The sequence below is a fragment of the Arthrobacter sp. 05L417 genome (assembly GCF_056397865.1).
In genome coordinates this window covers 77399-97967 of sequence record NZ_JBFTOG010000018.1, presented here as the reverse complement: position 1 = coordinate 97967, position 20569 = coordinate 77399, and the positions used below count along the sequence as shown (strand labels likewise).

Genomic DNA, 20569 nt, shown 5'->3' with positions numbered 1-20569 from the left:
CGAACTGGCAGGTGTTGCCCCTCTTCCTCAAGAACGGCAGCACCTGCCATTTCGCGATAGTTACGGATCCGCGTGAGACGGTTGTTTCATGAGGATCGATGAGCGAATCGAACAACACTACTCGGAGCTTGGGCCGCAGGAACAAAAGGCCGCGGATACCCTGCTGGACCGCTTGGGCGACCTTGCGGTCTACAACGCGGCCGAGCTCGCCCAGCTAAGCGGCGTTTCCAAGGCCACCATGAGCAGGCTCTTCCGCCGGCTGGGATTCGCCGATTTCAATGAGGTCAAGGAACACACCCGGAGCCTGAGGTCCAGCGGAGTGCCGCTCGCCAGGCAAGAGGGCGACGGCGGGCTCCCCCTGCATTTGGCACAGGAACAGCAGAACCTGGACCGCCTTTTCGACACGCTCGACGACGATCGCCTCCTCAATGTTGCACAACAACTGGCTGAGGCCCGGAATGTCCTGCTGATCGGTTTCCGCAACAGTTTCCCCGTAGCCCTCCACTTACGGCAGCAACTTCTACAATGCCGTTCATCGGTAAGCCTGGCCCCTCAGCCGGGCCAGAGCGTGGGCGAGGAGCTGGCAGGACTGGACGGGAACGACGTCGTGGTCCTGCTTGGCTTCCGGCGCAGGCCGGACCGTTTCCAGCATGTCCTGAAGGCCGCCACCTCCACCGGCGCGAGCACCATCCTGATCGGAGACCCCAGCGCCCGCTGGCTTGCGTCCGATGCCTCCCTCTGGATCGAATGCCCGGTGGAGGGCAGCGGAGCCTTCGACAGCTACGCGTCGGCCATGAGCCTCATGAGCGTCATCGCTAATGGGGTGTTGGCGGCGAAGGGCCGCTCGGGAAGGGATCGCGTCCGGGAAATCACCGGGGTGTTCGACGCACTGGAAGAGATCGAGCGACGGTAGTCCGACGGCGGCTGTCCCCGGCTCGCTCGCCGGGCACCCGGCGCCAAGCGTAAAGAAGAGTTAGCTGCCCGGAAACGGTCCTGAAACATCTGTTCCATTGAATTGAATCAGTGAAACGACTGCCCCTGTCGTGGAAAACCCTGATTCGAGGAACTGATGGCCGAAGCACAACTCGCCCCAGAGCAAACCGGCACAAGGCCCACAGGCGCGCTGGGCACCCTGCCGGGCAGCCCGACCGACGACGCCGCGGCACTCCGCGATCCGCGGCTCAGCAACGAAGACCTCGCGCCCCTGAAGAGCCAGCGCTGGAGCAGCTACAACCTGTTCGCCTTCTGGATGTCAGATGTCCACAGCATCGGCGGCTATGTGACGGCGGGCAGTCTTTTTGCCCTCGGCCTGGCCAGCTGGCAAGTGTTGGTGGCACTGCTGGTGGGCATCGTGATTGTCCAGGCTTTCTGCAACCTCGTGGCAAAGCCAAGCCAGAAGACCGGCGTGCCGTACCCCGTGATCAACCGGGCGGTCTTCGGCGTCAAGGGCGCCAACATCCCCGCCATCATCCGCGGGCTCATCGCTGTTGCCTGGTACGGGGTGCAGACCTTCCTGGCATCGGAAGCACTGGTGATCGTGTTCCTGAAGTTCTTCCCGGCCATGAAACCGTTGTACGACGTCCACCAGTACGGATTCCTCGGGCTTTCCGCCCTGGGTTGGATTTGCTACGGAATCCTCTGGGTAGCCCAGGCCGCGTTGTTCTGGAACGGGATGGAAAGCATCCGCAAGTTCATCGACTTCGCCGGACCGGCCGTCTACGTTGTCATGTTGGTTCTTGCCATCTACTTGGTATCCAAGGCCGGCATCAGCAACATCAGCCTCAACCTCTCCGCGGGCGAACCGCTCGACTTCGCGGCCTCCATCCCGGTCATGATCTCCGCGATCGCCTTGGTGGTGTCCTATTTCTCCGGCCCCATGCTCAACTTCGGCGACTTCGCGCGCTACGGAAAGAGCTTCCAGGCCGTCAAGAAGGGCAATCTCCTGGGCCTGCCCATCAACTTCCTGTTCTTCTCGCTGCTCACGGTCATCACGGCGTCGGCCACCATCCCGGTCTTCGGGCACCTCATCACGGACCCGGTCAAGACCGTGCAGGAAATCGATTCGGTGTTCGCGGTGCTGCTCGGCGGACTGACCTTTGTCATCGCGACCGTGGGCATCAACATCGTGGCCAACTTCATCTCGCCGGCGTTCGATTTCTCCAACGTGAGCCCGCAGAAGATCAGTTGGCGCATGGGTGGCATGATCGCCGCGGGCGGATCCGTCGTGCTGACCCCGTGGAACTGGTACTCGAATGACGACGCCATCCACTACACCCTCGGGGTTCTGGGGGCGCTGATCGGCCCGCTCTTCGGCATCCTCATCGCCGGCTACTACCTCGTGGGAAAGCAGAAGGTATGGGTTGAGGACATGTACACCATGAAGCCCAGCGGCAAGTACTGGTTCCGCAACGGCTACAACCCGAACGCGGTGAAGGCAGTCGCCATCAGCGGCGTGGTGTCGATCGCCTCGGTCCTGGTCCCCAAAGCGCTCCTTGACTCTGGTGCCACCACGGTCAACGCCACGTGGATCGGCAACTACAGCTGGTTCCTCGGTTGCGCCTTGGGCCTGCTGACTTTCTGGTACTTCGAGCGGCGCTCCCCGATGATCAACTTGGAGCCTAACGGCGTCGAAGCGAACGACGGCGCCCTCGCCTGAGCGCCCGCCCCTCCCCACGGAACGGACCCGCCGGACGCTCGCTCACCTATGGGGCCAAATACCAGGATGCTCGCTCACCCCGTGAGCGAGCATCGGCCGAAACACGACATAGGTGAGCGAGCGTCGGCCCGAAACCCGACACAAGTGAGCCAGCGTCCACCCGAAACCCGACACAAGTGAGCGAGCATCGGGACGGATTAGTTCTGGTTCAGCTCGGCAGAGATCGCGAGGGCGGCCTCGCGCAGCAACGGCACGGCGCGGTCGGCAAAGTGCTGGTCCACGCGGGACACCGGTCCGGAAACGGAAATAGCGGTCGGCGTCGGAGCGTTCGGGACGGCCATCGCGAAGCAACGGACGCCGATCTCCTGCTCTTCCTCGTCGATCGAGTAGCCGCGTTCACGGATCCGGTTCAAATCGGCGAGCAGGGAGTCGATGTCCCCGATGCTCTTTGCCGTGGGAGTCGGCATACCCGTGCGGGCTACGATGCCGCGGACCACTTCGTCATCCAGCTGGGCCAGGATGGCCTTTCCGACGCCGGTGTCATGCGTGTGGGCGCGGCGGCCCACCTCTGTGAACATGCGCATGGAGTGCAGTGACGGAACCTGGGCAACGTAGATGACCATGTCGGAATCCAGCACGGCCATGTTGGATGTTTCGCCGAGCCGGTCCACGAGGGACTTCAACTGGGGACGGGCAAGGGCTCCGAGTTGCTTGTTGGCGCCTTCGCCAAGCCGGATGAGCCGGGGGCCCAGTGCGTAGCGACGATTGGGCAGTTGCCGGATGTAGCCGAGGGACACCAACGTGCGCAGCAGGCGGTGGATGGTGGGGAGGGGCAGGTCTGTCGACGACGACAGTTCGCTCAACGTGACGTCTCCGCCGGCGTCGGTGATGAGTTCCAGCAGTTCGAAGACGCGCTCGACGGACTGCACGCCTCCCGAGGGCTTTTCAGCCATTCCGTTGTCTCCTATGGCTCGGAATCCGACAACTCTTATCCGCATCGTGAAAAGAATTGCTTAGAACACTCAAGATACAGCACGCGACGCCGGAATGCTTGCCTGCCGATCAGGGCTTGTGTTTCCACTTTGTAGATAATAATATCCATAATACGAAAACATTCGGTTTGAGCGGAGGCCCGCTAAGGGCCTGTACGAGGAGGAAATTCAATGGCGAACCCGAGCCCCGGAAATTCGATCACCCTGCGCGTCGCCGCGCCGTCGAGCTTCACTGCCACGAGCGAGCTGGCCGCTGCGGTCGCCGCTGCCGGTGCGGCCGTCACCGCGCTGGATGTGACCGAGTCGCACCACGACACCCTGGTTGTTGACGTCACCTGCAACACCACGGACGAAGACCACGCCAACCGCGTCAAGGACGCCCTCAACGCGCTCGATGGCGTCACTGTCCAGCACGTCTCGGACCGCACCTTCCTCATGCACCTGGGCGGCAAGCTCGAGGTCGTCCCGAAGGTGGCCCTGCGCAACCGCGACGACCTTTCGCGCGCCTACACTCCCGGCGTCGCTCGCGTCTGCCTCGCCATCGCCGAGGACCCGGCAGCTGCCCGCAACCTGACGGTCAAGCGGAACACCATCGCCGTCCTCACCGACGGTTCGGCCGTCCTTGGCCTGGGCAACATCGGCCCGGCCGCGGCACTGCCTGTCATGGAAGGCAAGGCCGCGCTGTTCAAGCAGTTCGCCAACGTCGACGCCTGGCCGGTCTGCCTGGACACCCAGGACACTGAAGAAATCATCATGATCGCCAAGGCCATGGCTCCGGTCTACGGCGGCATCAACCTTGAAGACATCGCAGCCCCGCGCTGCTTCGAAATCGAGAAGCGGCTCCGCGACGAGCTGGACATCCCGGTCTTCCACGACGACCAGCACGGAACGGCAATTGTCACCCTCGCGGCTCTCGTCAACGCGTTGCGCGTGGTGGACAAGAAGCTGTCCGAGGTCAAGATCGTTGTCTCCGGCGTCGGCGCCGCCGGCTCTGCGATCATCCAGCTCCTCAAGGCGCAGGGCGCGCAGCACATTGTCGCCGCCGGCCGCTCCGGCGCCATCCACTCGGGCGAAAAGTACGACGACGAGCACCGTTCCTGGATTGCCGCGAACACCAACGAGGCAGGCTTCTCCGGCACGCTGCACGAAGCCCTCAAGGGTGCCGACGTGTTCATCGGCGTCAGCGCTCCCCATGTGATCGGCGAAGAGCAGGTCGCCTCGATGGCCGAGAACGCGATCGTGTTCGCCATGGCCAACCCCACCCCGGAAATCGACCCGGTGATCGCTTCCAAGCACGCCGCTGTGGTCGCCACCGGCCGGAGCGACTTCCCGAACCAGATCAACAACGTGCTGGCCTTCCCGGGCTTCTTCCGCGGACTCCTCGACGCCGGAGCATCGGACATCATCCCGGAAATGCTCGTGGCCGCCGCAGAGGCTATCGCCAAGCGGGTTGCAGATGATGAACTGAATGCGAGCTACATTATCCCCAGCGTCTTCGACCCCCACGTTGCCGCCGACGTCGCCGCAGCCGTAGCAAACGCAGCAAACGCAGCCCGCTAGAGCGCTCCCTAGGAAAGGACCACCCCATGGCTCTCACAGTCACAGACCCCCGGCCGATCGAACGCGCCGAGGAGATCCTGACTCCCAAGGCGTTGGCCTTCGTGGAGGAACTGCACCGCCGTTTCGCGGGCACCCGCACCGAGCTCCTCGCGGCCCGCGTCGCCAAGCGTGAAGAAGTGGCCCGCACCGGCCGCCTCGACTTCCTGCCCGAAACGCAGGACATCCGCAACGGCGACTGGAAGGTTGCCGAAGCACCCCAGGCCCTGCAGGACCGCCGGGTCGAGATGACCGGCCCGGCCTCCCCGGCCAAGATGGCGATCAATGCCCTGAACTCCGGCGCCAAGGTATGGCTCGCGGACCTCGAGGACGCCAGCACCCCCACGTGGGCGAACGTCATCGACGCCATCCTCAACCTCCGCGACGCCGCCCAGGGCACCCTGAGCTACACCTCACCGGAGGGCAAGGAATACCGGCTCCGCACCGACGCGCCGCTCGCCGTCGTCGTCGCCCGCCCCCGCGGCTGGCACATGGACGAGCGGCACCTGCTGCTCGACGGCGAACCCACCGTGGGCGCACTGGTGGACTTCGGCCTGCACTTCTTCCACGTCGCCAAGCAGCTCCTGCTCAACGGCCACGGCCCGTACTACTACCTGCCCAAGATGGAAAGCCACCTCGAGGCACGCCTCTGGAACGACATCTTTGTCTTCGCTCAGGACTACCTCGGCATCCCGCAGGGCAGCGTCCGCGCCACCATGCTGATCGAAACCATCCCTGCCGCGTTCGAAATGGACGAGTTCCTCTACGAACTGCGGGACCACGCCTCCGGCCTGAACGCGGGCCGTTGGGACTACCTGTTCAGCATCGTGAAGTACTTCCGCGACGCCGGCGAGTCCTTCATCCTGCCGGACCGCGCGTCCGTGGTCATGACGGCCCCGTTCATGCGGGCCTACACGGAACTGCTGGTCAAGACCTGCCACAAGCGCGGAGCCTTCGCGATGGGCGGCATGGCAGCCGTCATCCCGAACCGCCGCGAGCCCGAAGTCACGGCCCAGGCCTTCGAGAAGGTCCGCGCGGACAAGACCCGCGAGGCCAACGACGGTTTCGATGGCTCCTGGGTGGCCCACCCGGACCTCGTCTCCACGTGCCGCGAAGTGTTCGACTCCGTGCTCGGCGACAAGCCGAACCAGCTGGACAAGCAGCGCCCGGAGGTCTCCGTCACCGCCGATCAGCTGCTGGACATCTCCTCAGCCGGTGGCCACGTGACCGAGGCCGGGCTTCGCCTGAACCTCTACGTCGCCGTCGCGTACACCGCGGTGTGGCTTTCGGGCAGCGGCGCCGTCGCCATCCACAACCTCATGGAAGACGCCGCCACGGCGGAAATCTCCCGCTCCCAGGTGTGGCAGCAGATCCGCAACAAGTCCGTCCTCGCCGACACCGGCAACACGGTCACCCGCGAACTGGTCACCCGGATCCTTGGCGAAGAGACTGACCGCCTGCGCGGAGAGGTCGACGCCGAGTCCTTCGAGAAGTTCTACGAGCCGGCGAGCCGCCTGATCGGGGACATCTGTCTCTCCGAGGACTACACGGACTTCCTCACCACTCCCGCCTACGAGCTGGTGTAGGAATGGCCGCATCCTCCTTCTCGGCGGCAGATCTTGCCGCGATCGACTCCCAACTGGCCGCGACTGACCAGTTACTGGAGCGCAATTACCCCGGCGACGACGGCACCCGCCAGCCTGTGCACACGGTGTACGTCCCGGCGGACCGTTTCACGCCGTCGCTGTCGGCTGAATGGGGCGCCCAGGCAATCACGACGGCGGAGGCCCACGGCGGTCTCGAAAGGCTCGGTACGCTGCTGGGCCAGGAGCCCGAACTGGCCGCCGCCGTCGCCACCCGTGTGGCTGCCAAACTGCGCAGCGAACCGATCGAAGACTTGCGCCTCGACTTCGAGGACGGCTACGGCGACCGGGGCGACGAAGCAGAAGACGTCGCGGCCGTAGCGGCTGCCCAGGCTGTCAGCGAAGCCGTTGCCGCAGGTTCGGCCCCGCCGTTCATCGGCATCCGGTTCAAGTGCTTCGAGGCCCCCACCCGGGCACGTGGCCTGAAGACCCTGGACCTGTTCGTCTCCACTTTGGCCTCGGCCGGAGAACTGCCCGAGGGACTCATCCTGACCCTGCCGAAGGTCACCACGGTGGCCCAGGTGCAGGCCATGGACTTCGCGGTCTCCCGGCTCGAAGAGATCCACTCGCTACCGGCGGGCCGGCTCCGCTTCGAAGTCCAGGTAGAGACGCCGCAACTGATCCTCGGCCCGGAGGGGACCTCCCCCGTGGCCCAGCTTCCGCACGCAGTTCCGGGCCGCATCAGTGGATTGCACTATGGCACCTATGACTACTCCGCTTCGTTGCAGATCTCCGCGGAGTACCAGTCCATGGAGCACCCGGTGGCGGATTTCGCGAAGGAAGTCATGCAGTTGGCCGTTGCGGGGACGGGCATCCGGCTCTCGGACGGTTCCACCAACATCATCCCGGTGGGCGACAACGTGGAAAACGCGTGGAAGCTGCACGGCCGTTTGGTCCGCCGCTCCCTTGAGCGCGGCTACTACCAGGGCTGGGACCTGCATGCTGCCCAGTTGCCGAGCCGTTTCGCTGCAACGTACGCCTTCTACCGCGAGGGCCTGCCCGCCGCAGCGGCCCGCCTCCGCAACTACGTGGAACGCACCGAAGGCGGCGTCATGGACGAACCCGCCACCGCCCGGGCACTGGCCGCCTTCGTCCTCCGCGGCGTCCAGTGCGGAGCGGTAGGTGCCGAAGAAGTGCTGGCGCTTGCCGGCGTCGAACTCCCCCGGCTGACTGCACTGGCGCATCCCCGGCTCGCACACACCACCTCCAAGTAAGGATCCAATGATGGGCAAGTACTACTATCCCCAGGGCGGCCTGCCGCCGCAGACCCACCTCACCACTGAACGCGCGATCGTCACGGAGGCCTACACGGTCATCCCCAAGGGCGTGCTGACCGATATCGTGACCAGCAACCTGCCGGGTTTCTCGAACACGCGTTCCTGGATCATTGCCCGCCCGATCTCCGGATTCGCCACGACGTTCTCCCAGTTGATCGTTGAGATCGGCCCGGGTGGCGGCGCTCCCAAGGCAGAGTTCGAAGCAGGCGTCGAAGGCGTCGTCTTTGTCACCAAGGGCAAGGTCAACCTGACCCTCGACGGCGAACTGCACCAGCTCGAAGAGGGCGGCTATGCCTACCTGGCTGCCGGTTCCAACTGGGGCCTTGAGAACGTCTCGGACGACATCGTCTCCTTCCACTGGATCCGCAAGGCCTACGAGCGCCTTGAGGGCTACGAAGCCAAGTCCTTTGTCACGAGTGACGACGAAGTTGAAGCCGGCGAAATGCCTGACGTCAACGGTGTCTGGGCAACCACGCGTTTCGCGGACCCCAACGACCTGGCCCACGACATGCACGTGAACATCGTGACGTTCCAGCCCGGCGGCGTCATCCCGTTCCCGGAAACCCACGTCATGGAACACGGCCTGTACGTCCTGGAGGGCAAGGGCATGTACCTGCTCAACAACGACTGGGTCGAAGTGGAGGCAGGCGACTTCATGTGTTGTTGTCGTTATGAGCGCTCATAACGACAACTACTGCGAGTCGGTTGGGTTTGGGCCGCACCCGGGTTCTCAACGTTGACCCCTTCGCTTCCGAAGAGGACGATCAAAACTACGGGGGCAAGGGCGCCTAGCCGTTGCCCCGCGGCGTAGCTTCAGGAGGCAGCCATGGAGGCTGCGCGGGCCTCTCACACTTCCGGCGTATCCCGGGCGGGATTCCGGGTGGCCGTCGTCCTGGCCTTGATCTTGGCGTCCGGCGCTTGCACTTACCCTCTGACAAGTGAACCCCCCGCAGGTACCTCGTCGTCCGATTCGCAAGGGGCAGTGCCGGAATCCCCTGTTGCGGATTTCTTTGCGCATGAAATGCTCAACCGGGGCGCGCCGGCCGTCGTCGTCCAGATCAAAGTCCGGGGCCGGGAATGGTCCCAGGCTTACGGGAGCCAAGACGTCGAGACCGGCGAACCGGTAGCCGTGACCGACCGGATCCAGGCCGGCGGCATCACTCAGTCAATGGTTGCAGTCTCGGTACTCAAGCTGGTCCAGGAAGGAAAGCTGGGCCTTGAAGACCCTGTCACGGAGTACTTCCCGGAATTCGAGCAGCTCGTCCACCCGCCGGGCCCTGTCACGGTCCGCTCCCTGTTGAACCACAGCTCCGGCCTGCCCGACGCACCCGAAGCCATCTTGAAGGCCATGCCGACCAAGCAGGCCATCGACACGAAGTTCAGCATCCAGGACTACCTCCGGATGGCCGGGACCGTGCCGTGGGCGCACGCAAACTTCCAGCTGTTCCGCTATTCGGATGCCAACTACTTCGCCTTGGCCGCGATCGTGCAAAAACTCCGCGGCCGGCCTATCGGCGATGTCCTGAAATCAGATATCTTTGTGCCGCTCGGAATGAGCCACACCTCGCTGTCAGCCGAGCCGGACCGTGATGCGCGCGACATGATCCAGAGCTATGAATTCATCGACGGCGAGCGCATCAACGCCTCGCAGCCGGAGTATCTCGTCGGTTCTCCCGCAGAAGGAGTTATCTCCACGGTAGGCGATATCAACACGTTCTATGCAGCGCTCATGCAGGGCAGGCTACTCACGGCGAGCACCCTCCGCGACATGCAAACCCTGTGGCAGGACAACCACGGACTCGGCCTGCAGCGTTGGAATGACGAATGCACGAACGGCTTCTACTACGGCTACGGCGGCAGCACATGGTTTGCGAGCATCGCGTTATCCACGAGCGACGGGAGCCGCCAGATAGCAATGAGCTTCGCGTATCCATCCGATACGGACAAGCACATTGAATCGACAGATGGCAGCGGCCAAGCAGAGTTCGAGCAGCTTCGGCAAGTGGCTATCGCGACCATGAACGGGCTCTGCTGAGTCGCAATGCTCAGCCCGTCGCTCCCGCGCCAGGTTTCTCTCCGCCAGGTGCCCCTCCGCCCGCGAGCCGGTACGACTCCTGCAGCAGTTCGTCCAGTTCCTCGACGTCGATCCTCGCCAGGCGGACCCACATCCGGGCCATCAATGTCTTGCCGAACCACGCCGGCTGGCCCCAACTGGGCCGCTCGCTTACGCCGGGCAATCCACGGCAAATCACTCGGGCGTCTTCCTCCGTAGCCATGGTTCACTGTCGCACTGGCCCGCTGACCGTGCAATGCCCCTCCTGCTAGGGTCTGTGCATGGATGAAAAATTGGGGAAATTCATCGAGGACTTCGGAACACTGACAAGGCTGGCCCAGTTTGGGCTGGACCGTGCCGATGACGGCGAACAACTCCTGCAGGCACTGACCAGGCACCTCGCCGTTCCCGCCCACGAACTTTCCGTCGTGACGGAGGAGATCCCGCAGCATCGCTTGGTGGATGTGGACATCGTGATGGAAGGGCTGGCTGGCCGCGACCCGGACTGGCGGCTGGTAGGAATCGGCGGCGGCGATCAGCGCCACCACATGTCGTTCAGCGACATGTTGCAGCAATCCCGCAGTTACCCGAGTTTTCCCCTCGCCCAGCCGGACTACAGCAACCTCGCCACTGGTCCGGACCAACAGCGACAAGCCGTTGCGCTGGGGCTCCGGCTCTTCAACTACGCCGGATCACCTGTAGCGGTCCTCCAGCGCGGCGCGAAGTTGGATCGCGGCCGGCAAACCGCGTCACTTGAAGTCCTGGCCACGCACCCTGGGGTCGCTTCCGAACTCCTTGCCGAGGTGCGGCGCGAAATGGAGCACCAAAGCGTTTTCAAGGGCCAAGTTATCGCGCTCGCCGTCAGCGACTACGGGCCGAGCATCAGCGGCGTGACCTTCATCAGGCGCCCGCAGCTCGCCAGCAGTGACGTGGTCCTTCCGGATGGGCTCCTCAGCAAGGTGGAGAGCCACACCCTTGGCATTGCGCGGCAAGCGGACATCCTTGCGGTACACGGACAACATCTCAAACGCGGCCTCCTTCTCTACGGGGCGCCGGGGACGGGCAAGACACACACGGTCCGGTACCTGTTAAGCCAAAGCGAGGGCACGACGGCGGTGCTCCTCTCCGGCGGTTCGCTCGCCAGAATTTCCGAAGCGGCCAAGATCGCGAGGGCCTTGGCGCCGTCCATCGTCGTGCTCGAAGACTGCGACCTGATCGCTGAAGACCGCAGCTTCGGCCATGGGCCTAAACCGTTGCTTTTCGAGGTGCTCGACGCGATGGACGGTCTGGACGACGATGCCGATGTCGCGTTCGTACTGACGACCAACCGCGTGGACCTGCTGGAACGGGCCCTCGCCCAGCGTCCCGGACGCGTGGACCTGGCGGTCGAAATCCCGCTTCCGTCCAAGCACGAACGCGTGGAACTGCTACGGCTGTATTCGAACGAAATCTCATTCTCGGGTTCGGCTATCGAAGGTGCCGCAGCCCACACCGCCGGCACCACGGCGTCGTTCGCGAAGGAACTGATCCGACGCGCGGTGGTCGCGGCCGCGCTGGCGGGCGAAACCCCTAGCGACGTGCACTTGGGCTCCGCAGTGGGGCAGCTCATGGCGGACAGCGAGGCCCTGACGCGGAGCCTGCTCGGAAGCAACGGGGGTGCGGGGTAGCCATGTTATCCATCGGCAGCACCGTTCTTGGCTGGTGGACGCTAGCGCCACATCAGCGCGTGTCACCCGAAATTGAGGCACGACGGTCGTGCTCCAGGCGGGCATGAGCTACGTCGTCCATGTTGGCCTCGGCCCATTCCTTCATCTCGTGGACAACGCTCAGCAGCGAATGGCCAAGGGGCGTCAGCTCGTAGTCGGTCCGCACGGGAACAGACGCGGTAATGCAGCGCGACACGAGCCCGTCGCGTTCAAGCGATCGCAAAGTGGACGTAAGCATCTTCTGGCTGGCCCCTGGAATCCGTTTGCGGAGTTCGCTGTGCCGGAGTGGACCTTCCGCGAGCGCCAGCATCACCAAAGTGACCCACTTGCTGCTGATTGCCTCGAGGAGGTGGCGCGCAGGGCAATGGATCAGCTCCGCGTTGTATTCGGTTTGTGCTGCTTGCCGCTTCAGTTCCGCTGTGAGAGACATTGCCCCAGACTTTCCCCGTGCTCATCCGTTTGCCGGCCTCAGCGTACTACCGACGCGTTTCCTTCCGGGAAGCTCCCGCAATATTTGTCACACGGATTAGTCTTGAGGCCATTCCTGCCGAAGCACCGTAAGGCAAGGCACTTTAAAGTGCCCTAGGCACATCAAAGTGCGTTCTTCCGGGCCATCGGCAACTCCGCGAGGATCATACAGGCGGGCATTTCGCCCGGCCCAAGGCACCGCCCGAAAGGACTATCATGCCCGCGATCCTGCACATCAACGCTTCTCCCCGCGACTCGCACAGCGGCTCGCTGAGGCTTGCCCGTCACTTCATTGACGAAGTTCAGTCTGCCGGAGGCCGGACTTTTGAGGTCGAGACGTTGAACCTGTTCGACGCCGGCGTCCTCCCCGAATTCGGGCGCATCGCCGCTGCCGCGAAGATGGCCGGGCAGGACCAAACCTCCGAACAGATGAACGCTTGGGAGGCCGCCCGAGCTGTCTTCGAGCAGTTCGCCGCGGCGGATGCCTACGTCTTCAATATTCCGATGTGGAACGCCGGTGTCCCGTACGTCCTCAAGCAGTGGATTGACATCGTGACCCAGCCCGGCTGGAGCTTCGGCTTTGATCCGGCCACCGGCTACCGCGGCCTTCTGGAGGGCAAGCAGGCCTTGGCCATCCATACCAGCGGAGTGTATGCGCCGGGCGTGCCAGCAGCGTTCGGGCAGGATTTCAGCAGCACATTTTTCGCGGACTGGCTCAACTTTGTGGGCATCGAGGATGCAACCCACGTGCGTTTCGCGCCGACGGTGCTCAACGGCGACGTCGATGGCACCCGCCGTGCGGCTGAGACGGAACTTTCTGAGGTTGCGACAACGTTCGCCGGCAAGCTCAGCGCAGCGGGCCTGCTACAGCTGGTCAACGACTAGGGGGACTCCTCCTGCCCGGGGTCCTGGTCCGTGGGCGTCCACGTGAGCTTGACCGTGGCGCCGTCGTTGTTCTCGTCGATCCTCAAGCGCAGTTCTTCGCCATAGAGAAACTCGTGTTCAAAATGCCGTCCGTCAATGCGAGCCGCATCCAGGAGCTTTGTCATCGCCGTTGCCATCGCCCGGCCCCAGTCATGCGGATTCTTGCTGGACGCGTCTTCAAGGGCTGAATAGCTGACCATAAATCAATTGTTCTCCGGCGCGCGAAGTTCTGCCAGCGTCAGTCTTCGGCGGACTCAGTCTTCGGTGGGTGTGGTGCGGTTTGAGTGGTGGTCCCGCCAACTGTGCTCCGGTGCAAAACCAAGGAGGCGCTTGGCCTTGTCGATGGACAACAAGGTTTCGTGTTCTCCCAAATCCTTGGTCACGTGGACCTCAGGGAAGATTTCGGCGGCCAGGCTGGCACTTGAGCGGCTCATGACGGAGTCCGCAGCCGCGATGATAAACGCTTCGAATCCCGGTTTGCCGTTCTCCAAGGCACGAGCAACAGCTTGCGCGCCGTCGCGCCCGTCGATGTACGCCCAGAGGTTCCATTTGCGGAGTTTCGCGTCGGCATCAAAGGACGGGAAAGCTTCATAATCCTCGGGGTCCATCACGTTCGAGAACCTCAACGCCACAATGCTCAGCTCGGGATCCCAGCGCGTGAGTTCGATGGCCATCTGTTCTTCGAGATGCTTCACCAAGGAATAGGTGCTTTCCGGCCGCGCCGGGTATTCCTCGTCCACGGGGATGTAAGGAGGATCGACGTCGAACGGCAGCCCCAGCACTGTCTCGCTGGAGGCGTAGACGATCTTCTTGATCCCTGCCCTCCTGGCGGCCTGGAAGACGTTGTAGGTGGAGAGCATGTTGTTTTCAAACGTTGCGGCATCCGGGACCAGTCCGGGAGCCGGGATCGCTCCGAGGTGGACGATCGCGTCGAATCCGTGGTGGCGGTCGTCCAGGCCAAAGACCACATCCACCACCTGGCCGTAGTTGCGGAGGTCCACAGTGACCGTTCCACGCGCCTTCATACCGGCGCGATCCAGGTTCATGACATCGTGGCCATCGGCCCTCAGCCTACGGACCACGCTCTTGCCCAGTTTCCCGCTTCCTCCGGTTACTGCAATTTTCATGAGGCACTCCCCTGATCCGGCTGCGGACGAAGGCCCGCCGCGGCCATGTCCGCTGCCAGGACACCGCCCAGCTTGGCATGCCCGGCAGCGTTCAGGTGCACGCCGTCTACCAAGTCCCCGGCAAGCTGATATTTGCTGACCCAGTCGCCCACGCTGAAGAATGTCGTTCCGGCTTTTGCCGCGATGTTGCCCAGCAAAGTGTCAACCTGCGTACGCCGGCCCCCGCCGGCGTTGGCGCCCCTGGCGAGGGTTCCGATCATCGCGATCTTCGCCTGCGGGTACCTCTTTTTGAGGGCGGCAAGCAGCCTGTTCGCGTTGACCGTGATCTGCTCGTCGCTGGCGTTGCGGGAGGCGTCGTTGCCACCACCTTCGACAATGATCAGCGGCGGGGTCCCGTACGGCAGGACCCAGTCTCCACGTTGCAGCGCATCGATGTAGTTGCCACTGGCCTTCGTCGCGGCCACGTATCCTGTACCGCCGCGGGCCACGGAGTACACCTTGTAACCAAGGGAACCCAAAGCCACGCGTGGCCATGAGCCCGGTGGCTCCGACTGGGAGTCACCAATGAGGACAGCCGTATGCCGGATGTCCTCGAGGATGATTTCGTTCCGGTTGTTGCCCGGGTTCTTGTACAAGGACCCCACGGGAAGCTTTGACGGATCCTGCCCGGAATCGGGTTTCTTGGGGCCCTGGGCCGCTGCCGCCGGACTCCCGGAGGGCGCGATCGGGGCCGCCGTCGGGTTCCCGCTGGACGGGTCGGCAGGTACGGCGGGCGCTTGTGCACAGCCGGCCAGGACCGCAGCAGCGGCTACAACGGCGACGGCGAAGCGGAATATGCGAGGTTTGTCCATCGTCCTGTCCCGAGCGTGCTTTCTCTTCGTTAGAGCGTTGCAGAAGCAACTTTCCATTGCCCAAAGGCCGGTGACGGAACGAGCCGGCAGCCTGCCTACGTCGGAGTCTATTGGATCGGAACGGGGAAGGTGGCGACGACGTCGGAATTATCCTGCTCGGACGGCCGGTGTGAAAGAATTTCATTTCGCACCCATCCTTCCGACGCACAGATAGGAACTCCGTGCACGCACCGGCGCCCGAGCCGGGAACCCCGTCCGTCCCCGACGTCCGTTTGCGGCGATCTTGGACGGGATGGCTGCGCTCCGTGCAGCTCACGTTGGGTTTTGTCATCGTTTTCTGGGGATTGGGAGCGCTGACCTCGAGTCTGGCCACGGGACCGGATGCGCAATGGCGGCTCAACGTCGCACTGACCCCGCGCTCTCTTCCAGATCACTGGTGGGCCGCTGTGGCTTCCGCAGCCTGGGCCAGGGACCTGACGGGCTACGTCCTGGATTCTGCGTTGGTGCTGCTGCTGGGCGTGCCTTTGGAACGGCGAATGGGATGGCGGGCGTACGCAATAGCTGCTGTCTCCAGCCAGATTCTGGGCGTTGGCATTGCCCTGGGATTCCTTGCCTTGGCCCAAGGCTTGCTTGGTAACTGGACGGAGGAGATAGGCAGCCACCTCTTTTTCGGTCCGAGCGCATTCATCATCGGTACCGCCATGGCGGGAACTGCGTCCATGGCAACCCTGTGGAGGCGCCGGATCCGGCTGGTCGTCTTCGCCTTGTTGCTGCTCCTGGCCCTGTACAGCGGAGGGTTTGCGGACCTGGTGAGGCTCGGCGCCGCAGGTGCGGGCACGGTTCTCGGGCCTCTGCTGATGGGGCGCCGGCCGCGGTTTGCGCGTCCGGTCAGTTCCCGGCACGAAGGGCGTGTGCTGCTTTCGCTGCTCATTGCGGTGTCGGCGATCGGTCCGGTAGTCGCCGGCCTTATCCCGCATGCGGTGGGACCGTTGTCCATCCTGCGTTTCCTGTTCACCAACATCCAGCCCGTCGATCCCCAAACACTGCAGAGCCTCTGCTCGGATCCGGCGCAGGCGAAGGACTGTGCCGTCGCGCAGTTGCAGTTGCGCGCCGGCGCCGGCGGGATCTTCATGGCCATCCTTCCGTCTTTCCTCCTGCTGTTGCTTGCTGAGGGCCTCCGCCGGGGACGGCGCTTTGCCTGGGTAGGGGCCCTTTTGATCCAGGTGGGCCTTTCCGTTCTGGCCGGAATCGCACTCGCTGGAGTCTTGCAGCAAACTACTTCGGATACCGGTGCGAGCGAGGGGATTGTCGCAATCGAAGGATCGGCTTCCTCGCAGCCGTTCACCCTGGCCCTGCCACTGCTCCTGCCTCTTGCGCTGACCATCATTCTGCTCGCGACCCGGCGGCTGTTTCATGTCCAGGCGCCGAAGGGGACCTACCGGCGCCTCGCGGTCCGGGTACTTGCGATGGCGGCTGTGCTCAGTGTCGTCTATGTCGGAGCCGGCTTCTTCCTGGCCCAGGATTTCTCCCCAGTTCCAGGTCTGCCGGATCTGCTGGCGGATGTCCCTGACCGCTTCCTCCCGCTGGGCTTCGTCCTGGACGTGCCCCCGGCCATCTTCCCCCAAGGCACGGCCGCTGTTCTCGTGTACGAAGGCGTCGGGGTCGTCTTTTGGGCCGTCGCGGGCGTCCTGATCTTCAGGACTTTCCTCCACCAGGCCCACACCCGGCACGACGCCAGCACGGAGCGTGCCCGGAAAGTCATCAAGACGTGGGAGGGAAGCTCACTGTCCTGGATGACCACATGGCCGGGAAACATGTACTGGTTCTCCTCTTCCGGGGAGTCCTTTGTTGCGTACCGGGTCAGCACAGGGGTTGCTCTCACGCTCGGCGGCCCGGTGGGACCCAAATCCGAGATGGCCGCCGTCTTCGAAGAATTTGCCCGTTATTGCAGGGGCAATGGGTGGACACCGTGTTTCTACTCCGTGCCCCAGGAATTGCGCGACCACGCGGATTCCTCCGGATGGAGCTCTGCACAGGTAGCCCAGGAAACGGTCCTGCCATTGCATTCGGTCTCCTTCAAGGGAAAGAAGTTCCAGGACATCCGCACGGCGTTGAACAATGCTTCGAAGGCCGGCATCCGCTACGAATGGACGAGTTACGCCTCGGCCCCCTTCTCAGTCCAGGTCCAGATCGAGGAAATCTCCGAAGAATGGGTGGCAGACAGGAGCATGCCCGAAATGGGCTTTACCTTGGGCAGCCTTGACGAGCTCGACGACCCCGAGGTGCGCTGCCTGCTTGCAATCGACAAGCGCCACACAGTCCACGCAGTCACATCTTGGTTGCCCGTATACCGCAACGGGCACATCGTGGGCTGGACCCTGGATTTCATGCGGCGCCGCAGCGGTGGATTCCGTGCCAGCATCGAATTCCTCATCGCATCCGCGGCCCTCAGCCTCAAGGATGAAGGATGCGAATTCGTGAGCCTTTCCGGAGCACCCCTGGCACGGGTCGAAGAGGATCCTTCCGAGATGCCACGCCCAAGGCCACGATCCCGGCCGCCCGGCAGCCTCGACCGCTTGCTCGACTGGTTGGGCGCTACTTTGGAACCGGTATACGGGTTCAGGTCACTCCTGGCGTTCAAGGCAAAATTCCGGCCCCGGTACGAGCCCCTCTACATGCTCTACCCCGATGCGGCTTCCCTGCCTGCCGTTGGGACCGCAGTGGCGCGGGCCTACCTGCCAATGCTCAACCTCGGCGCGGGGCTGGCGTTGGCAGGCCGGATCTTCCGCTGGCCCAAGCGCTCCGGAACCTCAGGTCAAGCCCGCCCCTGAGGCTGACGACGACTCCGATGCCTCCGGCGAAGAGCCCGACGGCGGGACCCCGCCGATCGGGACGTTGCTGTGGTGCGCTTTGCCGTGGTGAAGTTGCAAGGCACTGAGCACCAAACCGAAATGGCTGAATGCCTGGGGCATATTGCCGAGTTGGCGGCCCGCGTGTGCGTCCCATTCTTCGCTGAGCAGGCCCACATCATTGCGCAGGGCCAGGAGCCGCTCGAAGAGGGCCGTCGCCTCCGCACGGCGTCCGGCTCCCAAGAGTGCGTCCACCATCCAGAAGGAACACGCAAGGAAGACGCCCTCCCCGCCCGGCAGTCCGTCGTCGCTGTCTTCCGGACGGTAGCGCAACACGAAGCCGTCTTCCGTCAGCTCGCGCTGGATGGCGTCGATGGTGCCGATGACGCGCGGATCGTCGTGCGGCAGGAAGCCCACCTTGGGGATCAGGAGAAGGCTCGCGTCCAACTCCTTGCTCCCGTAGGACTGGACAAAAGTATTGCGGTCCGCGTCGAATCCATGGGTCATGACTTCTTCATGGATGGTGTCCCGCAGCGCCTCCCAGCGATCCAAAGGGCCGGGCATCCCGGATTCACGGATTCCCCGGACCATGCGGTCTGCCGCGACCCAGGCCATCACCTTTGAGTGCACGAAGTGGCGCCGCGGGCCGCGTACTTCCCAGAGCCCGTTGTCCGGCTGGTCCCAGGTGCTCTCAAGGTGGCGCATCAGGGCAGTCTGGATAGCCCAGGACTCATCGCCGATGGTCATCAGCGATGCACGGGTCAGTGACAGGCAGTCCAGGACTTCTCCCCAGACGTCCAGCTGGAGCTGCTCGGCCGCCGCATTCCCGATGCGCACCGGCGTCGAACCCTGGTATCCCGAAAGCCAGGTCAGTTCCGTCTCCGGCAATCGCCGGTGGCCATGCAGGCTGTACATGATCTGGAGGTCGGCCGGGTCGCCTGCCACAGCGCGCAGGAGCCAGTCCCGCCACGCGGCGGCCTCCTCGGTATAGCCTGCGGCCAGGAAGGCTTGAAGCGTCAGCGTGGCATCACGGAGCCAGCAATAGCGGTAGTCCCAGTTCCGGGGCCCGCCGATCTGCTCGGGCAGCGAGGTAGTGGCCGCGGCAACAATGCCCCCGGTTGGCGCATAGGTGAGGGCCTTCAGCGTGATCAAGGAACGCTGAACGGCTTTCCGGTAAGGCCCCCGGACGTTGCAACGCTTGGACCAATCCGTCCAGAATGCTGCCGTGTCGTCCAGGGCGATATCTGCCTCGACGGTGCGGGGCCGCCGTTCGTGGCTGGGCGCCCAAGTCAGGACGAAGGGCACGTGGTCACCGGCGTTCACCGTGAACTCGCTGACCGTGGTGAAGTCCTTGCCGACCAACGGCGCCGGGGTTTTGAGGTAGACGGAGTCCGGACCGGCAACCGCGCGGAGGCCGTGCCTGTCGCGCCGCACCCACGGCACCACGTGTCCGTAGTCGAACCTCAGGATCAGCTCCCCGCGCATCTTGACCGTCCCGCGGATCCCTTCAACCACCCGCACGATGTCCGCGACGGCGTCGCGCGGCGGCATGAAGTCGATGACCCGGACGTGTCCTTCTTTGGTTTCCCAGTCCGTTTCCAGGATGAGGGTTCCGTCCCGGTACTGGCGGCGCGTGCAGATTCCCCCGGCTTCAGGCGCCAAGAGCCAGCGCCCGGCTTGAGGGGAATCCAGGAGCGCGGCGAAGCACGCAGGCGAATCGAAACGTGGGAGGCACAGCCAGTCTATGGAGCCCGCCGTGCTGACCAGGGCCGCGGTGTGCAGGTCCCCGATCATTGCATAGTCTTCGATCCTCTGGCCGGTAGGCGGTTGACCGTTCACAGTCCCTTTCCTAGTGCTGATTCAATAGCGGCTATGGCCTTGGCCGTGATCTCCTCCCGCTGGCCGGAACCATCCACGGCCAGCACGATTCCGCGCTCGGAGTATCGCTCAACCACGGCCTGCGTCTCGTTGCGATAGAGCTCCAGGCGACGCCGTATCACTGGCGCCGTGTCATCGCTGCGGCCCTGTTCCTGCGCCCGGCGGAGCATTCGCGCCACCAGCTCGTCGTCGTCGACCGTTAGTTCGACGACGGCATCCAGCTGCTGCCGGTTGCCGGCAAGAATGCCGTCCAATGCCTCGATCTGCGCCGTCGTACGGGGATATCCGTCCAGGAGGAATCCTGCCAGGACATCGGCGTTGCCAAGTCGCTGTCGGATCATGGCATTGGTGACGTGATCCGGCACGAACTCGCCGCTGTCCATGTACTTGCTGGCTTCGGCTCCGAGTTCCGTCCTGCCTCCGACGTGCGCGCGGAAGATGTCTCCGGTGGAAATCGCAGGTATACCGAAATGCGCGGCGATGTGCTCAGCCTGGGTACCCTTGCCCGAGCCAGGAGGGCCCATGATGATCAATCGCGTCATGCCACTG

17 protein-coding genes and 1 pseudogene are annotated in these 20569 nt (G+C 63.9%); 10 read left to right on the top strand and 8 right to left on the bottom strand.

Annotation, left to right across the window (positions count from 1 at the left end; translation table 11 throughout):
- The first annotated feature begins 88 nt into the window (after positions 1-88).
- Both AC1DJW_RS14530 and AC1DJW_RS14525 read left to right on the top strand, forming a co-directional pair.
- Positions 89-913 carry a MurR/RpiR family transcriptional regulator gene (locus tag AC1DJW_RS14530; RefSeq protein WP_284753741.1) on the top strand — a complete coding sequence of 275 codons (825 nt, stop codon included), beginning with the start codon at positions 89-91 and terminating at the stop codon, positions 911-913.
- A gap of 156 nt (positions 914-1069) precedes the next feature.
- Positions 1070-2656 carry an NCS1 family nucleobase:cation symporter-1 gene (locus AC1DJW_RS14525; RefSeq protein WP_390282563.1) on the top strand — a complete coding sequence of 529 codons (1587 nt, stop codon included), beginning with the start codon at positions 1070-1072 and terminating at the stop codon, positions 2654-2656.
- 197 nt (positions 2657-2853) lie between these two features.
- On the opposite strand, the gene AC1DJW_RS14520 is transcribed toward AC1DJW_RS14525, so the two are convergent.
- On the bottom strand, positions 2854-3609 hold the full coding sequence (locus tag AC1DJW_RS14520) for an IclR family transcriptional regulator (RefSeq protein ID WP_059389461.1): 756 nt from the start codon (positions 3607-3609) through the stop codon (positions 2854-2856).
- 210 nt (positions 3610-3819) lie between these two features.
- Between AC1DJW_RS14520 and AC1DJW_RS14515 the strand changes: the two genes are divergently transcribed.
- The 5 genes and pseudogenes from AC1DJW_RS14515 to AC1DJW_RS14495 all read left to right on the top strand — a co-directional run bounded on the left by AC1DJW_RS14515 (position 3820) and on the right by AC1DJW_RS14495 (position 10199).
- Positions 3820-5208: an NAD-dependent malic enzyme gene (locus tag AC1DJW_RS14515; RefSeq protein WP_284753739.1), complete on the top strand. Its 1389-nt coding sequence runs from the start codon at positions 3820-3822 to the stop codon at positions 5206-5208.
- Between the two features lie 26 nt (positions 5209-5234).
- Positions 5235-6830: a malate synthase A gene (aceB, locus tag AC1DJW_RS14510; protein WP_459342518.1), complete on the top strand. Its 1596-nt coding sequence runs from the start codon at positions 5235-5237 to the stop codon at positions 6828-6830.
- 2 nt (positions 6831-6832) lie between these two features.
- Complete coding sequence (locus AC1DJW_RS14505) at positions 6833-8101, top strand: DUF6986 family protein (protein ID WP_459342517.1); 1269 nt, start codon at positions 6833-6835, stop codon at positions 8099-8101.
- A 10-nt stretch (positions 8102-8111) separates the two neighbouring features.
- Positions 8112-8822 (top strand): annotated as a pseudogene (locus AC1DJW_RS14500) (bifunctional allantoicase/(S)-ureidoglycine aminohydrolase); the annotation flags it as partial.
- Between the two features lie 168 nt (positions 8823-8990).
- Positions 8991-10199, top strand: coding sequence for a serine hydrolase domain-containing protein (locus tag AC1DJW_RS14495; protein WP_476901735.1), 1209 nt, complete (start codon positions 8991-8993; stop codon positions 10197-10199).
- 10 nt (positions 10200-10209) lie between these two features.
- Here the strand turns inward: AC1DJW_RS14495 and AC1DJW_RS14490 are convergent, their stop codons facing one another.
- The gene (locus AC1DJW_RS14490; protein ID WP_459342515.1) at positions 10210-10440 is read right to left on the bottom strand and encodes a hypothetical protein; all 231 of its coding nucleotides are present in this window, start codon (positions 10438-10440) and stop codon (positions 10210-10212) included.
- Between the two features lie 58 nt (positions 10441-10498).
- Here AC1DJW_RS14490 and AC1DJW_RS14485 point away from each other — a divergent pair, with 58 nt between their 5' ends.
- A complete protein-coding gene (locus AC1DJW_RS14485) occupies positions 10499-11884 on the top strand; it encodes an AAA family ATPase (protein WP_390282558.1) in 1386 nt (461 codons plus the stop codon).
- Positions 11885-11936: 52 nt separating this feature from the next.
- Here AC1DJW_RS14485 and AC1DJW_RS14480 read toward each other — a convergent pair whose 3' ends face one another.
- The gene (locus tag AC1DJW_RS14480) at positions 11937-12353 is read right to left on the bottom strand and encodes a winged helix-turn-helix transcriptional regulator (RefSeq protein WP_390282557.1); all 417 of its coding nucleotides are present in this window, start codon (positions 12351-12353) and stop codon (positions 11937-11939) included.
- A gap of 254 nt (positions 12354-12607) precedes the next feature.
- Between AC1DJW_RS14480 and AC1DJW_RS14475 the strand changes: the two genes are divergently transcribed.
- Positions 12608-13276 (top strand): FMN-dependent NADH-azoreductase, encoded by a 669-nt coding sequence (locus AC1DJW_RS14475; RefSeq protein ID WP_476901734.1) that lies wholly within the window; start codon positions 12608-12610, stop codon positions 13274-13276.
- Here AC1DJW_RS14475 and AC1DJW_RS14470 read toward each other — a convergent pair.
- The 3 genes from AC1DJW_RS14470 to AC1DJW_RS14460 are packed head-to-tail and all read right to left on the bottom strand — an operon-like array spanning position 13273 to position 15293.
- Positions 13273-13515 (bottom strand): hypothetical protein, encoded by a 243-nt coding sequence (locus tag AC1DJW_RS14470; protein WP_284753723.1) that lies wholly within the window; start codon positions 13513-13515, stop codon positions 13273-13275. The two genes, AC1DJW_RS14475 and AC1DJW_RS14470, sit on opposite strands and share 4 nt — an antisense overlap.
- 54 nt (positions 13516-13569) lie before the next feature.
- On the bottom strand, positions 13570-14442 hold the full coding sequence (locus tag AC1DJW_RS14465) for an NAD-dependent epimerase/dehydratase family protein (protein WP_476901733.1): 873 nt from the start codon (positions 14440-14442) through the stop codon (positions 13570-13572).
- On the bottom strand, positions 14439-15293 hold the full coding sequence (locus AC1DJW_RS14460) for an SGNH/GDSL hydrolase family protein (RefSeq protein ID WP_284753719.1): 855 nt from the start codon (positions 15291-15293) through the stop codon (positions 14439-14441). The genes AC1DJW_RS14465 and AC1DJW_RS14460 overlap by 4 nt, the downstream gene beginning before the upstream one ends.
- 221 nt (positions 15294-15514) lie before the next feature.
- Between AC1DJW_RS14460 and AC1DJW_RS14455 the strand changes: the two genes are divergently transcribed.
- A complete protein-coding gene (locus AC1DJW_RS14455; protein WP_476901732.1) occupies positions 15515-18124 on the top strand; it encodes a bifunctional lysylphosphatidylglycerol flippase/synthetase MprF in 2610 nt (869 codons plus the stop codon).
- Here the strand turns inward: AC1DJW_RS14455 and AC1DJW_RS14450 are convergent.
- Entirely contained in the window at positions 18104-19936 is a 1833-nt protein-coding gene (locus AC1DJW_RS14450) for a glycoside hydrolase family 15 protein (RefSeq protein ID WP_476901745.1), read from the bottom strand. The genes AC1DJW_RS14455 and AC1DJW_RS14450 overlap by 21 nt on opposite strands.
- 41 nt (positions 19937-19977) lie before the next feature.
- The gene (locus AC1DJW_RS14445) at positions 19978-20562 is read right to left on the bottom strand and encodes an adenylate kinase (RefSeq protein WP_284753716.1); all 585 of its coding nucleotides are present in this window, start codon (positions 20560-20562) and stop codon (positions 19978-19980) included.
- Positions 20563-20569: the final 7 nt, after the last annotated feature.

What these genes read in the sequence shown, in the direction of transcription:
- AC1DJW_RS14530 (WP_284753741.1), top strand. Translation starts at nt 89, where the DNA reads ATGAGGATCGATGAGCGAATCGAACAACACTACTCGGAGCTTGGGCCG.
- AC1DJW_RS14525 (WP_390282563.1), top strand. Translation starts at nt 1,070, where the DNA reads ATGGCCGAAGCACAACTCGCCCCAGAGCAAACCGGCACAAGGCCCACA.
- AC1DJW_RS14520 (WP_059389461.1), bottom strand. Translation starts at nt 3,609, where the DNA reads ATGGCTGAAAAGCCCTCGGGAGGCGTGCAGTCCGTCGAGCGCGTCTTC.
- AC1DJW_RS14515 (WP_284753739.1), top strand. Translation starts at nt 3,820, where the DNA reads ATGGCGAACCCGAGCCCCGGAAATTCGATCACCCTGCGCGTCGCCGCG.
- aceB (WP_459342518.1), top strand. Translation starts at nt 5,235, where the DNA reads ATGGCTCTCACAGTCACAGACCCCCGGCCGATCGAACGCGCCGAGGAG.
- AC1DJW_RS14505 (WP_459342517.1), top strand. Translation starts at nt 6,833, where the DNA reads ATGGCCGCATCCTCCTTCTCGGCGGCAGATCTTGCCGCGATCGACTCC.
- AC1DJW_RS14495 (WP_476901735.1), top strand. Translation starts at nt 8,991, where the DNA reads ATGGAGGCTGCGCGGGCCTCTCACACTTCCGGCGTATCCCGGGCGGGA.
- AC1DJW_RS14490 (WP_459342515.1), bottom strand. Translation starts at nt 10,440, where the DNA reads ATGGCTACGGAGGAAGACGCCCGAGTGATTTGCCGTGGATTGCCCGGC.
- AC1DJW_RS14485 (WP_390282558.1), top strand. Translation starts at nt 10,499, where the DNA reads ATGGATGAAAAATTGGGGAAATTCATCGAGGACTTCGGAACACTGACA.
- AC1DJW_RS14480 (WP_390282557.1), bottom strand. Translation starts at nt 12,353, where the DNA reads ATGTCTCTCACAGCGGAACTGAAGCGGCAAGCAGCACAAACCGAATAC.
- AC1DJW_RS14475 (WP_476901734.1), top strand. Translation starts at nt 12,608, where the DNA reads ATGCCCGCGATCCTGCACATCAACGCTTCTCCCCGCGACTCGCACAGC.
- AC1DJW_RS14470 (WP_284753723.1), bottom strand. Translation starts at nt 13,515, where the DNA reads ATGGTCAGCTATTCAGCCCTTGAAGACGCGTCCAGCAAGAATCCGCAT.
- AC1DJW_RS14465 (WP_476901733.1), bottom strand. Translation starts at nt 14,442, where the DNA reads ATGAAAATTGCAGTAACCGGAGGAAGCGGGAAACTGGGCAAGAGCGTG.
- AC1DJW_RS14460 (WP_284753719.1), bottom strand. Translation starts at nt 15,293, where the DNA reads ATGGACAAACCTCGCATATTCCGCTTCGCCGTCGCCGTTGTAGCCGCT.
- AC1DJW_RS14450 (WP_476901745.1), bottom strand. Translation starts at nt 19,936, where the DNA reads ATGATCGGGGACCTGCACACCGCGGCCCTGGTCAGCACGGCGGGCTCC.
- AC1DJW_RS14445 (WP_284753716.1), bottom strand. Translation starts at nt 20,562, where the DNA reads ATGACGCGATTGATCATCATGGGCCCTCCTGGCTCGGGCAAGGGTACC.